The following is a 13,439-nucleotide window of genomic DNA, read 5'->3' as shown; positions in this document are numbered from 1 at the left end:
ACTTAGCCGACCGCGGGTGCCCAGTTGGTCGCAACCAGCTCGCCAGCCTTCTTGGACTGCTCGATGGTCGGGATCACATACTTGGCCGGGGCGGCGGGCAGACCCGCAAGGGCCGCCTTGTCCACGGTGCCGGCCTTGACCAGGGCGACCTCGATCGGGCTGCGGGCGCCGCTCTTGATCCACTGGTTCTGCTGATCAGCCTGGTACAGGAACTCCTGCCAGAGGCGCGCGGCCGCGGGGTGCGGGGCGTCCTTGTTGATGGCCTGGTAGAGGAAGCTGCCGTAGCCGGTGCCCTCGGGGATGGTGACCTTCCAGGTGGGCAGGTCACGGCCGTAGGCCACGTTGGAGTAGTCGTAGGAGATGATCAGCTTGGTCTCGCCGGACACCACGGTCGCCGAGCTCGGCTGCACGCTGATCAGGTTGCCCGCCTTGTTGAGCTTGCCAAAGAAGTCGATCCCGGGCTGGAAGTTGTCCAGGGTGCCACCCTCCTGCAGGGTGGCCAGGCCGACGGCCGCAAGACCAGGAGCGTTCTTGGTCGGGTCGCCGGAGATGGCGAGGCCCTTATAGTCGGATCCCAGCAGATCGTTGAAGGTCTTGGGCTCGGGAACCTTGGCCGAGTCATACCCGATCGAGAGGAATCCACCCTCGCCGGCGATGAAGTGACCGTCGGCATCCTTGAGGCTCGGGTCCACCTCGTCCCACGCCTGGTTGCGGTACACGGCGAGGTACTTCTCGCTGCTGTTGGCGATGGTGTCACCGATGTTGAACACGTCGGGGGCGGTGTCGAGGCCCTTATTGTTCTTGGCGGCGGCGATCTCATCGGCGCTGGACCCGTTGGGCTGCAGCTCGTTGACCTTGATGCCGTACTTCTTGCTGAACGCGTCGATGATGTTGCCGTAGTTGGCCCAGTCACGAGGCAGCGCGATGACGTTGAGCTTGCCCTCGGCCTTGGCGGCGGCTGCCAGCTCATCGAGGGTGCCGAAGTCCTTGAGGCTCTCGGCCTTGGAAGCCTTGGCGCTCGCCGCATTATCGGATGAGGATGCGCTGGCCGAGCAACCGGCGAGACCGAGGCCGGCAACGGTGAGCAGCGCAATCGCGCTCACCAAACGAATCGAACGAGACATGGGTGTTTCCTCCGGGGGAAAAGGAGTGGGGCGTGGGGATCGCCGGAAATGAGGGAAGGGAATCTCTCATCGTCATCTTCCCGCCCGTTTGGGGGACACCGCAAAGCGCGATGACACGGTGCGTAACACGAGCGATTTCTTGCCCGTGTTACGCCGATCATGGCACCGGTTCGTGGCTAGCGGATGCCGTCCCAAGCCGGGCCGCGCAGCGCTCGTCCGGGCAGTGCCTCGGTGCGCTCGCCCTCGGCGATGACCGGGACCCCGGCCACAAACACCCAGGAGATTCCGGCGGCCTGCTGCCGGGGCTCGGCAAAGGTGGCCCGGTCGGCGATGGTGTCGGGATCGAAGACCACCAGGTCGGCCACCGCGCCCTCACGCAGGACACCGCGGTCATTCAGGCCGAGGACCGCGGCCGGACGCGAGGTGAAGTGCGCGACCGCATCCTCGAGGCTCAGCACACCCTCGTCGCGGACATAGTGGCCGAGGAAGCGGGGGAAGGTACCCCAGCCGCGCGGGTGCGGCTTGTCGCCGATCAGGATGCCGTCGCTCCCGCCGGTGTGTAGCGGGTGGTTCATCATCGTGCGTACGTTGGCCTCATCGCCCACGTGCTGCAGAATGCTGGTGGCCAACTCGTCCTGCTGCAGGAGCGCGAAGAAGATTCCGGTGGGATCATCGGTGGGCCACTCGGCGGCGATCTCCGGCGACACCAGCGAGCGGGTTCCCCCGCGTACACTCTCCGCCAGCCGCTGGATGGTCGAGCCGACGATGCCGGTGAGCGCGGGGTTGGCCACGCCGGCGATCTCGATCGTGGACCAGTCGGTCACCACGCCGTGACAGCCATCGGATCCGGTGACCTCTAGCTCGTGTCGGATCTGCTCCCGCGTCTCGGGATCACGCAGCCGGGCCAGGGTCTGATCGGGACCACCCGCCGCGGCCCAGCCGGGAAGCAGCGCCGAAAGCGTCGTGGATCCCGGTAGGTAGGGGTAGGTGTCAAACGAGATGCGCACCCCGTCGGCGGCGGCCGCGTCGATCAGCGCCACCAGCTCGTGTGCGCGCCCGGCGTTCACCCCGAAGTTCATCGTCGCGTGGGTCAGGTGCAGGGCGACGCCCGAGCGCCGGGCCACCTCCACCATCTCCGCATAGGCCTCAAGCGCGCCCAGGCCGTAGGAACGCTGGTGCGGCGCATAGATGCCGCCATGCTCGGCGACCACCCGACAGAGCTCAACCAGCTCATCCGTGTCGGCGAACATCCCGGGGACATAGGTCAGTCCCGAGGACATTCCAAATGCCCCCTGACGTAACCCGGCCTCCACCAGGTCCCGCATCGCGGCGATATCGGACGGGTTCGCGGGCCGGTCCTCGGTCCCGATGACCGCCATCCGGAGATTGCCCTGCGGCACCAGATACGCCACGTTGAGCGCCGCCCCGCGGTCGATGAGGTCCAGGTATTCGCCGACGCTGCGCCAGTCGAAATTGATGCCCGCGGGCTCGCCGTTCCAGCCGCCGATCTGTCGGAGCAGGATCGCCATGGTCGCGTCGGTCGTGGGCGCGTAGGAGAGCCCGTCCTGCCCGAGCACCTCGGTGGTGATGCCCTGGGAGACCTTGGCCAGGTGATCGTGATCGTGCAGGACCGCGAGATCCGAGTGCGCGTGCATGTCGATAAACCCGGGCGCGATCGCCTGCCCGGCCACGTCGATTTCCAGGTGGGGTCCGGGCGGGATCGTGATCCACTCGCCCAGCGCGGCGATCCTGCCCTCGATGATCAGCACGTCGCCGGGCCGGCTCGGAGCCCCGGTGCCGTCGATGATGCGGCCGTGGCGCAGCAGGATGGTCTGCATCGTCGCGCCTAGCCGAACTCGGTGTACAGCACGTCGGTCGCCAGTGGGCGTTCGGCGCGCACATCATCGATCACGATCAGCGCCCTCCACTTATCGAAGGTGGTGCAGGGGTGGGACAGGCCCAGGCGGACGACGTCGCCCACGCGGAGCGTGCTGTCCTCGGGGAGGGCGAGGAAGGTGTGCTGATCATTCATCGCGGTGACGCTCGCGCCGGGCAACTCATCCAGGGTTTCCTGGCCGAATCGGCGCACCCCCTGAACCTCGGGCAGACCCTCGTCGAAGGGGAGGTCGCGCTTGCCGCCGTCGAGCAGGGCGATCCCGGGCTCGGGACGCGAGACCACGGTGGACCAGCCGTGAATGGCCGAGCGGAAATTCTCCGCACCGGACCGTCCGAGCGGCGTGATTCCGCGGTAGAAACCGTCATCGTGAGAAATATATGCCCCGGAACGCATAAGTACCTCGCGGCCCTTAGCCGGGGCGTGACGCGGGGACAGGACCTCGGCCACCACATCGAAGTAGGCGCTGCCGCCGGCGGTCACGATGGCGGATTCGATCCGCGGATCGTAGGAGTCGCGCAGGGCATCGTCGAGATCCGCGAGCCGGTTGAGGTAGCCCCGGATAATCGCCAGCGAAGCCTCGTCGCCATGATGGGCCAGCGCGCCCTCGTAGCCGGCAACACCGGCCAGGGCGAGGACCGGAGAGGCACTGATCGCGGCGGCGATCACGATCGCCTCCTCGTGTGTGCGGGTACCGGTGCGCCCGCCGTGCTGGCCGAGCTCCACCAGGACCTCAAGCGGGCGCACGGTCCCGGCTGCTTCGCGCAGCGTCGCATCCATGATCTCCACCGCGCGCAGCGAATCGGCCCACACCACAATCCGGGTGTCGGTATCGCGCAGCGCGGCGGATATCAGGCGCAGATAGGCGGGCTGGACGAGTGCGTTCGCCAGCATGATCCGGGGGATCCGCCAACCCAGCGCAACGCTCAGCTGCCAGGGGGTGGCCACGGTGATGCCCCAGGCACCGGCGTCGAGCTGCCGCTGCCAAAGAACCCGGTTCATGGTGGTCTTGCCGTGCGGCGCGAGGCCCACCCCGGCACGCTCACACCAGGTGCGCATGGTGTCGATGTTGTGGGCGATCGCCGACTCGTCCACGGTCACCAGGGGGGTGGTGAGGTCGCTCAGCGCGGGCCGTCGAGTCCGCACATCGCCGGGGGTGATCCCGCCAGGCACCGGGGGAAAAGCCTTGAGTGGGCCTGAAAAATTCGGACTCGTTGCCGAGTCGGTCGTGCCCAACATCAAAACCCCTGACTAGTCGTGGGGGCGTCCTCGCCCGCATCGTGCCGGATGCCCAACTGGTTGCATCCGCCGCTAGGTACGTTCTAGCATCGGGGACCAGACACCGTCAACAGGTTGCCGTCCCGAAAGGACCCCATGTCACAACGTATCGCCATCTCCACCACCAACGCGCCCGCACCGGCGCACACCTTCTCGCAGGGCGTGCGGAAGGGGCCGTTTGTGCAGGTGTCTGGCCAGGGTCCGGTTCACCCCGAGACCAATGAGTACCTGTTCCCCGGCGACGTCGCCGCGCAGACCACCCGCACCCTGCAGAACGTCGAGGCGATCCTCGCCGCCGCCGGAGCCACCTTCGATGACGTCATGATGCTGCGGGTCTACCTCACCAAGCGCGAGGACTTCTCGATCATGAACGATGCCTATGGCGAATTCGTTTCGGCTCGCGTGACCTCGGGCGTCCTGCCCGCGCGCACCACCGTGTTCACCGGGCTGCCGCGTGAGGAGATGCTGGTGGAGATCGACGCCATCGCACTGACCGACGCACCCGCCGTCTAGCACGGGGCCGAATACGGAACCGCCGAGCCCGACCGGGATCGGCACCCCAAACCTCGGGGCCGGATGTTGCACTCGCGACATCCGGCCCCGTTTTGTTTGTGGTCGCAGCGGAACACCCTGTACCCAAGAGGTATTAGGAGGTATGGTTAGGTACTAGATTGTCTTAGGGCGGGATTCCGTCATCGTTTTGAGTCTTCGCCCCCGCGGCGAAGCGCCACAGAAAAGGAGCACCGTGGACGGTTACATTACGTTCGCCGCCGCCACCGCGGACCAGGCCCAGGAGCTCACGGCGCTGGTGCCGCGACTGCGCGCGCACTTTGAGCGTCTCGCCCAGGCCGGAAACCTGCTGGGACGCGGTCCCGTGCTGATGGGCATCGGTGCCAGCTACGCCGCCGCGGCCGCCGCCGTCTGGCACCTGCGTAAGCGCGGCATCGAGGCGGCCCGGCTCGACCCGGGCGAGAGCCCGATACCAATCGTGGTGGGTGAGAGCCCGGTCTTTGCGATCTCGCAGAGTGGACGCAGCACCGAAACCCTGGCCGCGCTGGAGAGCGTGGTGCCCGAGCGCCGATTCGGCATCGTCAACGTGATCCCCTCGCCGCTGAGTGCGCTGGCCGCCGACACCATCGACCTCGGCAGCATCGACGATAGCTACGCCTCCACGATCGGCTACACCGCCACCGTGAGCGCACTGGGCATGCTCGCCGAAGCCTGGAACGGAGGCGACATCGCCGCCGACTGGGACACCCTGGGAGCCCGCTTCGCCGCCGCCGAACGTGACCTGGCCCCCGTCATCACCGCCGCCGCGGCGCTCTTTGAGAACGCCCCCAGTGCCGACTTCGTGGGCTCGGCAACCTCGGTCGGATCCGCCGAGGCCGGCGCGCTGCTCTTCCGCGAGGTTGCGCGCATCCCCTCCACCGCGATGAGTACGCGGCAGTACCTGCACGGCGCGATGGAGTCCGCGGGTGCCGGCGTCCATGTGCTGTTTGGGGCCGCGCGTGAGCGTAAGGCGGCGCGGATGCTCTCGGCTGCCGGACACCCGGTCATCCTGATCACCGATGAGGGCAGCGATCCGCTGCCCCTGGTCACCACGATCGTGATCCCCACCCTCAGCGACACCCAGCGCGGCGTGATCGAGGCCCTGGTCATGCAGCAGCTGGTGCGCGAGGTTGCCGAAAACCGCGGCATCGCGATCGAGGAGTTTGTGTTCGAAAACGACGACACCAAGGCCCCCTCGCAGGTGGGCGCGTGAGTGCGCTGCGCATCGGCCTGGACATCGGTGGCACGAAGACGGCGCTGCGCGCGGTGGATGAGTACGGCGTCCAGGTGCACAACACGGTGGTGTCCTCGGGGGAGTGGGACGCCGAACCGGCGGTGCCCGCGGCCGAGCTGATCCTCGCCGTGCTGAGCGGAATCGGGGTGTCCGCCGCCGAGGTTTCGGGGCTCGGTGTCGGCGCTCAGGGGCTCGACAATCCGCAGGTGGCCGCGGATCTGGAGCATGCCCTGCGCGCCCGCGGCCTCGCCCGCGTGCACTGCGTCAACGACGCGGCCCTGCTGATTCCCGCCGCCGGGGTGGACGCGGGGATCGGCCTCATCGCCGGAACCGGTGCCATCGGGGTGGGCACGCTCGCCGATGGCACCGCGGTGAGCGCGGGCGGCTGGGGCTGGGTGATCGGCGACGAGGCCGGCGGATCGGGCATCGTCCGTGAGGCCACCCGGGCGGCCCTGCTCGCCCACGATGACGGCCTTCCCGACGACGGTCTACTCGGCGCGCTGCTGGCGAGCTTTGGGGTGGCCGACGCCGAACGCCTGGCTCGCGCGGTCAACGACGAGCCCACGATGGCGAACTGGTCCCCGCACGCACCCGTCGTCTTTGCGGCGGCGGATGCGGGCTCGGGCCTCGCCGCGGGCGTGATCGACGGTGCCGCCGCCCACCTCGCCCGTCTGGTGGATCAGCTGGTGCGCCGCGGCGCCGTCGGCGCGCACGTGGTGGCCGCGGGCAGCGTCATCCTGGGGCAGCCACGACTGTCCGAGGGAGTGCGGGAGCGTGTGGCGGCCGCGCATCCGGGACTGGAATTCCATCTGCTGGAGGATGATCCGGTGGCCGGGGCGTTGGCGCTGGCCCGCGCGCTCTGAGCGGTACTCACATAACGGGGAGGGGCCCGACGCAATCCGCGTCGGGCCCCTCCCCGTGTGACCAGTGCAGTGACCAATGGTCAGCGGCTGGCGGCTGCTCGCTCGCGTTCGGCTAGTGTGCGCCGCGGGCGAAGCCGGTGCGCAGGCGGTAGCGGTCGCCCGCGTAGCGAATGCGGGACATGGAGACCTTTCGGTCATCGGCGGCGTAGGCGATCTGGTGCATTTCCAGGATCGGCTCGCCCTCCTGCATCCGCAGGCTCTCGGCGAGTGAGGCGTCGGCGGCGCGCGCCTGAATCGTGGATTCGGCGCGCTCGGGCGCCAGCCCGGCATCGGCCAGGATGGAGAACAGTGAGGCCGTTTCGAAGTCCACGCCGGTGATATCCGGCATCAGCGCGGCGGGCACCAGGGTCTCATCGCGCGCGATCGGGACATCGGCGAGCAGTCGCACCCGGTCCAGGTGGAACAGCGGGGTGCCGGGGGCGACGCCGAGGGATTCGGCCTCGTCCAGTGAGGCCGGACGCTCCTCGACGGTGACCACCTCGGAGGAGGGCTCCAGGCCCATCCGCTTCGCCGTTTCCGAGAAGGATTCCAGGTCGTTGGACCAGTCGCGATCCTGATTCGCGGTGCCCACATACCAGCCTCGTCCGTGCGAGGGTGCGAGCACACCGTCATCCACGAGCTGGGTCAGGGCCTTGCGCAGGGTCACGCGGCTGATGCCGAGCTGCTGGCACAGCTCGCGCTCCGGAGGGAGTCGCATGCCCTCGGTCAGGCTGCCGGAGTTGATCTGATCGCGGATCAACCGCACGGCCTGGATCCACAGCGGATCCGGATAGTCCACGCGGATCGGCGGCTCGAATTCACCGGGGTTCGCCATTGCTGTTCCTTTCACGCGCCGGGGCGGGCTCGCCCCCACGCCGTACGGTACACGACTGGGCTCGAAGAAAATATCACCGCGGTTCTTCCATTATGGTACAAGATAGATACCAATAAATACCACTTATGCGTGAACGGTGACGAGGCCGTGGCGCGGAAGGGCTAACCGTGCGCATCCACACCTCCCACCTGGGATATGACATCGGCGCGTTCAAGCGCGCGGTGATTGGCGAGCTTGCCGTCGGGGAACGGCCGCATGTCCGGCTGGTGAGCGTCAACGCCGATGCCGTGGCCGATAACTCTGCCGCCAGCGACGCTTCGGGCGGGATCATCGAGGCGCGCGTGACCCCGGCGACCGAGGTAGACCACTGGGCGGGCGGTGCGTATGCGGCCGTTGATTTCTCCGAGGTGGATGTCCCCGGTACGTACCGCATCGAGGCCACTAGCGGGCATCAGACTCGGCGCTCCGAACCGTTCGAGATTGGGATCGAGCGCGCCCACGCGCAGGGCATGTCCGACGTGCTGTTCGCGTTCAAGGCCGTGCGTTCAAGCGGCGAAATCGAGCGCAAGGACGCGGCCGCTGCCCTCTGGGGGGTGGAACCGGATGCTCCCACGGTGGACGCCCGCGGCGGCTGGCTCGACGCCTCGGGTGACACCAGCAAGTTCCTCTCCCACCTCACCTACTCACCCACGATGAGCCCGCAGCAGATCCCACTGTGTGCCTGGGCGTTCCTGGAGGCACGCGATGGTCTGACCCGGTTCCACCCGCGGTTCTCTCGGGTACTTGGGGCGCGGCTGCGCGATGAGGCGCTGTTCGGGGCCGATTTCCTGATCCGATTCCGCGATCCCCGGGGCCGCTTCTACTCGGGCATCTTTGACGGGCTGACCAAGAGCCTGCCCGAGCGGATCATTAACGCCCCGCTGCCCGAGTGTGTGCGCACCGACCGGTATATCGCCTCGTACCGGGGTGGCGGAGGCCTGGCGATTGCGGCGTTGGCCCGGGCGTCCCGGGAGACCGAGCACGGCGAGTTTGACCAGGCGGCGTACCTGTCGGCGGCGCGCACGGCGTTCCTGGACCTGGAGGCCCACAACGATGAGTATCTGTTTGGCCTGGACCTCGCCTCGGGGGAGCTGACGCCGAGTTCGGAGTCGATCGTGGACGACTACTGTGCGCTGCTGGCGGCGACCGAACTGCACGCGGCGGATCCGCGACCCGAGTATGCGGAGGCCGCGGGGAAGCGGCTCGCGAACATCGAGGGCCGCTATCGGGCGGGCTCGCCGGGCTGGTTTGAGGCCTGGGAGGACGGGCGTCCGCACTTCAGTCCGGTTGAGCCCGGCCTCCTCCCGATCGCGCTGCTGCGTGCGGCCGAGGTCTTCGAGGAGGACGAAATCGCCGAACGCGCCCGTGCACTCGCGGTGACCGCGATGTCCGACCTGATCGCGCGCACCGACGCGGTCCCCAACCCGTTCGGGTATCCGCGCCAGCGGGTGCAGCCGCGCGGTGGGGAGGCGCGTGATGCCTTCTTCTTCCCGCACGAGAACGACACCGGCTACTGGTGGCAGGGGGAGAACGCGGCGCTGGGGTCGCTGAGTCACGCGGCGGCGCGGGTCGCGGAGCTCCCCGGAGTGCCCGAGAGCCTGCGTGAGCGGCTACGCCGGTTCGCGGTGGATCAGGTGCACTGGATGGTGGGACGCAACCCGTTCGACGTGTGCATGCTGCAGGGCCGCGGCCGCAACAACGCCGAGTACACCCCCGATTTCCCGAACCTCCCCGGCGGCATCGTCAACGGCATCACCAGCGGCCTGGACGACGAAAACGGCATCGACTTCCGCACCGGCACCGCCGCGGGCCACGACTCCTGGCGCTGGACCGAACAGTGGATCCCGCACTCGGCCTGGTACCTGCTAGCCCTGTCCACCCTGCCCACCACGGCGGCGGACTAAGCCACGGCGCGGAGGAATAACCTCCCGAGGTGCCGTGCTGTGCCGCTCAGCTCAACCCGAGCTGGACGCCGTGGGCTCGAAGCATGGTGAATGTTGTGCAGTACTCAACGCCCAGGGCGGAGCAGGCGCTGGGGATGGGGATCCTCCTGGTCGCGGCGGGGGCGGGCTGCTCATGGGTAACGAGGACCAGTTCATGGGCGGCGGCATAGGCAACCAGCGTGTAGTCGGCGATGCTGAGAAACTCGGCGACCGCGGCCTCGCTGTAATTCCCCGAGTGGGCCCAGGTGGAGAGCTCGCGCATCGTGGTGATGGCGGGCGCATCGATCGGCCGAAACAGCGTCGAGGAGTTCCGAGCCCACGTTGCCAACTCGTCCTCGCCTCGAATGAGCTCGGACTTCACACCTTCGGTGCTCAGAATCAGGTTGGACTCTTCTGCTACCGCCAGCCAGTCCCAAAACCCCGGCGCCAGGTCGAACGCGTAGTAGCGATTCTTCGCTTCGATAAAAACATTGGTGTCGAGGAGATACATCTAACCGACCCCGAGCCGTGTGGCCAATTCGTCAAATGTCGCGGCCTTTGTCGTGCCGAGTAGCCGATACGCATCCCCGTAGAGGGTCCCGCCCTGCAGGGTGTCCCGCGCCACGGCCGTCGCAAAACGGCGGCTCAGGCGGATCGGTTGGGTGAGGTAGAACGAACCTCCGGACGACCTTTTCTCGCGCGCTCGCACCGCGAATTCGATGACCCGGGACTCTTCGTCCGCATAGATCTCGCGGTACTCCTCCCATTCGAGTGCCCCGGTCTCGTGGAGACGTTTGATCAGGACGAGGGTGCTGACCCTGAAAATGCGAGCGATGCGTTCTAACGCTTCCCGGGAATGATCGCCCTGGAACGCATCCCTGAGTTCGGCCTCGGGAACGAGGACCTCACCGGCCACCTGGTTGCACCACAGCTCGTTGCGGTTGGTGGATCGCTGAGCCCTAAGCGGATCGGAGAGGGCGCTCTCGCCGGCCCAGATGTGGGCGAGCTCATGAATGATGGTAAAAATCTGCGCGGCCCGAGTGTCCGCGGCGTTAACAAAAATCAGGGGTGCGAAGGTGTCGGACATCGCAAAGCCGCCAAACTCGTCCGGGTCGAGCGGGCGGTTATTGTTCCCCTTCACCACGCTGCTGATTGGGACCAGTACCCCGGTGGCCTCGATCATGTCGATGAGCCCGCGCAGCATCTCCTCGGAGTTGCTGAACGAACGCCGCTTTTCCGGAGTGAGCCCGATTGCCAGCCGTATCTGGGCGGCGACGGTCCGAGGATCCGCTGCATGGCTCACGGAGCCAACAAAACGCAGTGGTTCCGCGCCGGAGCGAATGGCATAGGTCCGATACCACTCCTGTTTGATTTCGCAGTCGTAGATCGTCTCGCGCAGCTCGGCGGAAAATGAGGACAGCCGTGTATTTCCACGCGTCCGGAAATCCGGCAGGGGCACCGGCTCAACCGGTGGTTCTTCAAGAAACAGATACCCGAGCGGCACGTGTGTGGACTGAGCAAAATGCTCAATCTGCTTGTACGTGGGCAGTGATTCTCCGTCGATCCACTCCTGGATCTTGGGGAAACGAGCGTGGGCCGTGTGCTCGCTGAGGCCGGCGCGTTCGAGGGCCCAGGTCAAGATCTCGGGCGCGACGGGAATTCGAACGGTCATCGACGTCTCCCTTCCGTGCCCGAGCCGGCTGTGCTCCTTCTCCTCACGGTATAGGACCGGGGCGATGATTATAAGAGAATTCGACCCCCGAGTTTGCGGGAGGGCGCAGAGAGATGGATTGCGCAGTGAAACAGACGAGCGTACAGAAAACGGCTGTGGCCGCGAGCGGTATGCTCGCGGCCACAGCCGTTCGGCTCGCTACCGCGCGGCCGCCAGGGCCAGGGTGAGCCAGCCCGCGTGCGGGATCCACTGTTCGCCCCAGCGCCAGGTGCGGCCCTCCTCGGCGTTGCCGGGGAGCAGGGCGAGGTCTTCCTCGTCGTCGATGCCGCCGGTGATGCCGTTGACCACGCCGCCCAGCAGGTTGGGCCACTCAACCCGGTAGAAGGGGTTGTTGCGGCCGCGGCCGGTGACCATGCAGGCATCGAACGGATTGCGGCCGAGGACCCAGGCGATCTGGTCGGCGGCGAAGCGGGCGACGCGCTCCGTGTGTTCGGCCGGGATGATCCCCGCGCTCAGGGCCAGGCTGGCCGCGGTGGAGAGCGAGGCGACGCTGGCGTTTTCGCCCTGCCACCAGTAGCCGGTCTCGTTTTCGTGTGGGAAGAAGAAGGACTCGCGCGCCTCCCCGCCGACCGCCTGCACGCGGTGCCGCGGATAGCCGAACGGATTGGGGACCGCGTCGGCGCGGGCCATCAGATCCAGCAGGATCCGCGCCGCACACGAGCGCGCAGCCTCGGCATCCGGCCCCTCGGGCAGTGCCTCGGCAAAGCGCAGCAGCGCAATGACCGGGAGCCCGGCCTCGGCGGCGCTGAAGAAGGGACGCCCCTCGAAGTCGCCCACCAGGTAACCCCCGTCGGTGGTGACATAGCGACCGATCAGCGACGCCGCCCGGGCACGAGCCGCGGGCTCGGCCGAGGGCTCTCCGGCCGCCACCAGCTCGGCCGCGGCGAGCAGAGCGCAGTAGTCATCCAGGACCGATTCGATCCCGTCAAACAGGTACTCGGTGTTGTGCTCCTCGAGGTGCCAGAACCCCTCGGTGGCCGCCCGCAGATAGGTCGCGGAATCGAACTCCCCGGCCGCATCCTGCGTGGAGGCGCGGGCGAGCGCGGCAATCGCCAGGCCGCCGCCGTGCCGATATGCCGCCTGATAGCGGTCGGTCCGCACGGACTCGGGCAGTGGGGCGTTGATGACCCGCTCGTTCAGATCCTTGGTCAGCGCATCGAAGATCCCGGTATAGAAGTAGCCCTCGGGGGAGCGGAAGCGCACCAGGAAATCGGCACCGAACAGGCCCTCATCGCGCAGATGCGCGGTGAACATATCGGCAACCTCGGGGTGCCGGCGCACAATCTCGTCCCGTGCGGCGAAGAACGCCCAGGCGCACAGCGGAATCTGCTGCGGGCTCATCATCCGGGTATAGGTGAGGTGGCTCATGAACTTGCTGAAGTCGCCGCTTGCATCCAACCAGGCACCGCGGGCGTCCACGGTGAAGCCCGAATCATCTCCGTAGAGTGCGGCGGCGGCATCCTTGCGGTCGATCTCCCCGCTTGAACGCTGCGCCCGGAAATAGGACAGCAGATCCGGCAGCACCGAGCGCTGCAGCAGGTCCGGCTCCACCACAAACGCCGGCGAAGACACCAGCGCGCCCGAGGCATCGACGCACTCGATCACATAGGTGCCGGTGGCCAGCACGGGCAGCGGCACCCGGGCGAACGGGCCGATGTGCCAGCGGGCGACCCGCTCGACCGGGCCCGCGGTGAGTTCGCGCGGTTCGCCGAGGGACGCATCGGCCAGAACCTCGCGGATTGTGACCGAGCGCGGCGGCAACCCATCCGGCAGCCCGAGGACCGCGGCGGATGGGGATCCGGGATCGTATCCGATGTGATTGATGATGACCTGGGATGTGGCGGGAACAGCCTCGGCCTGCCCGACCGAAAACGCGGTGGCGGGACGGGGAATCTCGACCGGCATGGAAAAGCCTCTCTTAAGGGTGAAG

The 13,439-nt window shown here is 67.5% G+C and carries 11 protein-coding genes; 4 read left to right on the top strand and 7 right to left on the bottom strand.

Annotated features, from left to right (window positions below):
* Positions 1 to 2 precede the first annotated feature (2 nt).
* From M2390_RS08685 to M2390_RS08675, 3 genes are all read right to left on the bottom strand, one after another.
* The gene (locus M2390_RS08685; protein ID WP_259178039.1) at positions 3 to 1,124 is read right to left on the bottom strand and encodes an ABC transporter substrate-binding protein; all 1,122 of its coding nucleotides are present in this window, start codon (positions 1,122 to 1,124) and stop codon (positions 3 to 5) included.
* A 176-nt stretch (positions 1,125 to 1,300) separates the two neighbouring features.
* On the bottom strand, positions 1,301 to 2,962 hold the full coding sequence (locus M2390_RS08680; RefSeq protein WP_259178038.1) for an amidohydrolase family protein: 1,662 nt from the start codon (positions 2,960 to 2,962) through the stop codon (positions 1,301 to 1,303).
* Positions 2,963 to 2,970: 8 nt separating this feature from the next.
* Positions 2,971 to 4,191, bottom strand: a complete 1,221-nt coding sequence (locus M2390_RS08675) for an alanine racemase (protein ID WP_259178037.1) — start codon at positions 4,189 to 4,191, stop codon at positions 2,971 to 2,973.
* A gap of 201 nt (positions 4,192 to 4,392) precedes the next feature.
* On the opposite strand from M2390_RS08675, the gene M2390_RS08670 reads away from it, so the two are divergent.
* The 3 genes from M2390_RS08670 (at position 4,393) to M2390_RS08660 (ending at position 6,942) form a co-directional block, all read left to right on the top strand.
* Positions 4,393 to 4,809 carry a RidA family protein gene (locus M2390_RS08670; protein ID WP_187977017.1) on the top strand — a complete coding sequence of 139 codons (417 nt, stop codon included), beginning with the start codon at positions 4,393 to 4,395 and terminating at the stop codon, positions 4,807 to 4,809.
* Between the two features lie 232 nt (positions 4,810 to 5,041).
* The gene (locus M2390_RS08665) at positions 5,042 to 6,058 is read left to right on the top strand and encodes an SIS domain-containing protein (RefSeq protein ID WP_259178036.1); all 1,017 of its coding nucleotides are present in this window, start codon (positions 5,042 to 5,044) and stop codon (positions 6,056 to 6,058) included.
* Positions 6,055 to 6,942: an N-acetylglucosamine kinase gene (locus tag M2390_RS08660; RefSeq protein ID WP_259178035.1), complete on the top strand. Its 888-nt coding sequence runs from the start codon at positions 6,055 to 6,057 to the stop codon at positions 6,940 to 6,942. The genes M2390_RS08665 and M2390_RS08660 overlap by 4 nt, the downstream gene beginning before the upstream one ends.
* Before the next feature lie 112 nt (positions 6,943 to 7,054).
* Here M2390_RS08660 and M2390_RS08655 read toward each other — a convergent pair whose 3' ends face one another.
* Positions 7,055 to 7,816, bottom strand: a complete 762-nt coding sequence (locus tag M2390_RS08655) for a GntR family transcriptional regulator (RefSeq protein ID WP_259178034.1) — start codon at positions 7,814 to 7,816, stop codon at positions 7,055 to 7,057.
* A gap of 167 nt (positions 7,817 to 7,983) precedes the next feature.
* Between M2390_RS08655 and M2390_RS08650 the strand changes: the two genes are divergently transcribed.
* Positions 7,984 to 9,759, top strand: a complete 1,776-nt coding sequence (locus M2390_RS08650) for a glycoside hydrolase family 9 protein (RefSeq protein ID WP_259178033.1) — start codon at positions 7,984 to 7,986, stop codon at positions 9,757 to 9,759.
* A 46-nt stretch (positions 9,760 to 9,805) separates the two neighbouring features.
* On the opposite strand, the gene M2390_RS08645 is transcribed toward M2390_RS08650, so the two are convergent.
* From M2390_RS08645 to M2390_RS08635, 3 genes are all read right to left on the bottom strand, one after another.
* Positions 9,806 to 10,288, bottom strand: coding sequence for a DUF4411 family protein (locus M2390_RS08645; RefSeq protein ID WP_259178032.1), 483 nt, complete (start codon positions 10,286 to 10,288; stop codon positions 9,806 to 9,808).
* Complete coding sequence (locus tag M2390_RS08640) at positions 10,289 to 11,449, bottom strand: ImmA/IrrE family metallo-endopeptidase (RefSeq protein WP_259178031.1); 1,161 nt, start codon at positions 11,447 to 11,449, stop codon at positions 10,289 to 10,291.
* 198 nt (positions 11,450 to 11,647) lie between these two features.
* Entirely contained in the window at positions 11,648 to 13,414 is a 1,767-nt protein-coding gene (locus tag M2390_RS08635; RefSeq protein ID WP_259178030.1) for a glycoside hydrolase family 9 protein, read from the bottom strand.
* Positions 13,415 to 13,439 lie beyond the last annotated feature (25 nt).

It is taken from the genome of Mycetocola sp. BIGb0189 (assembly GCF_024810155.1).
In the GTDB taxonomy this organism is placed as follows: domain Bacteria; phylum Actinomycetota; class Actinomycetes; order Actinomycetales; family Microbacteriaceae; genus Mycetocola; species Mycetocola lacteus.
The sequence above is the reverse complement of the archived record's forward strand: the minus strand, read 5'-3'. Positions and strand labels throughout refer to the sequence as shown.